The organism is Pantoea sp. Pa-EAmG (assembly GCF_030024295.1).
In the GTDB taxonomy this organism is placed as follows: Bacteria; Pseudomonadota; Gammaproteobacteria; order Enterobacterales; family Enterobacteriaceae; genus Pantoea; species Pantoea dispersa.
Genome location: NZ_JASEWO010000350.1, coordinates 1 through 1,361 on the forward strand (window position 1 = coordinate 1; position 1,361 = coordinate 1,361).

Genomic DNA, 1,361 nt, shown 5'->3' on the forward strand with positions numbered 1-1,361 from the left:
CGCGTAAATTACGCTTCAACAATCGCCAGGATGTCGCTTTCAGAGATGATCAGAACTTCTTCGTTGTCGATTTTCTCAGTCTTGGCACCGTAGCCTTCGCTGAAAATCACCAGATCACCCACTTTTACGTCCAGCGGCTTCACGTCGCCGTTTTCCAGGATGCGGCCATTGCCAACAGCCAGTACTTCACCGCGGGTTGATTTGCCTGCTGCAGAGCCGGTCAGAACGATACCGCCAGCAGATTTGGCTTCAACTTCTTTACGCTTGACGATAACGCGATCGTGCAACGGACGAATTTTCATTTGATAGCTCTCCTTTGAGAAGTCCAATCATTCATTTTTGGGTTGAACGCCGGGCTTGAGGGTTCCGGCCTCGTGGAGAGAGAGATAGGGGCAGAAAAGGGGCTTTCAAGGGCAAAAAAATAAAAAATTTTCGTTTGCGTAACAGATGACGAAAAAGACAGCAAAAAGGGCGGCTTACGCCGCCCCGCTTACATTCAGCGATCTTTATCGTGGCCGATACGATCCTGATCTTTGCGCTCAAACTCGCCGTCCATGGTGACGCCGCTGTCCGGGCCCTGCCCCGGGCCGCGCCATACGCGCAGGTGCGGCATCAGCTTCAGCGTCAGGTGCTTCTGTACCGGCGGCAGCAACAGCAGCAGGCCGAGGAAATCGGTGAAGAAGCCCGGCAGCAGCAGCAGAAAACCGGCGATGATCAGCGACACGCTTTTAATCATCTCCGCCGCCGGGCTCTCGTTACGCGCCAGCTTCTCCTGCATCAGCATAAAGTTCTTCATGCCCTGATTTTTCACCAGCGACACACCAATGCACGAGGTAAAAATCACCAGCAGCATGGTCAGCAGCACGCCGAGCGCGTGCGCCACCTGGATAAAAATCGAGATCTCAATCCAGGCCAGAACAAAAAAAATCACTAACGGTAACCAGCGCACCGATATCTCCTGTGAGTCGTGCCGCCACGCAGCGTGCGGAGCAGCAAAATTGAAGGGTCAGCATGACCATAACGTATGAGATGGGCACGCGGCCGGGGAAATTCAACCGCCGCTATTAAATTTATGCCACTGACTTAAAATTGCGAAGTACATCACATATCGTTATTACCGCTGGGCCAGCAAATGTCCGTAAAGTGATCTGTGCACAAGCATTTCTGCAGTGACAGAATATGATCGTGCTCGCCAGCCCGAAGATGGATAAAATGTCGGCACTGGTATTCCACGACAATATAATTGCTTCACCTGCACGTTATTCGCCGCCCATCCATTCCGGATGCCCGGCAGTAACACAGCAGCAATAATAAGAAGGTAATCATGGCGAACAACATTCGTATCGAAGAAGACCTGTTAG

At 51.9% G+C, this 1,361-nt stretch carries 2 protein-coding genes; both read right to left on the minus strand.

The features are described from left to right. Positions 1-8 precede the first annotated feature (8 nt). Positions 9-302 carry a co-chaperone GroES gene (locus QMM04_RS22515; protein ID WP_021507766.1) on the minus strand — a complete coding sequence of 98 codons (294 nt, stop codon included), beginning with the start codon at positions 300-302 and terminating at the stop codon, positions 9-11. A 194-nt stretch (positions 303-496) separates the two neighbouring features. Beyond that, positions 497-949, minus strand: coding sequence for an FxsA family protein (locus QMM04_RS22520; RefSeq protein WP_021507767.1), 453 nt, complete (start codon positions 947-949; stop codon positions 497-499). Positions 950-1,361 lie beyond the last annotated feature (412 nt).

Excerpts from the sequence above, each read along its gene's own strand:
- QMM04_RS22515 (WP_021507766.1), bottom strand. The coding sequence starts at position 302 with ATGAAAATTCGTCCGTTGCACGATCGCGTTATCGTCAAGCGTAAAGAA.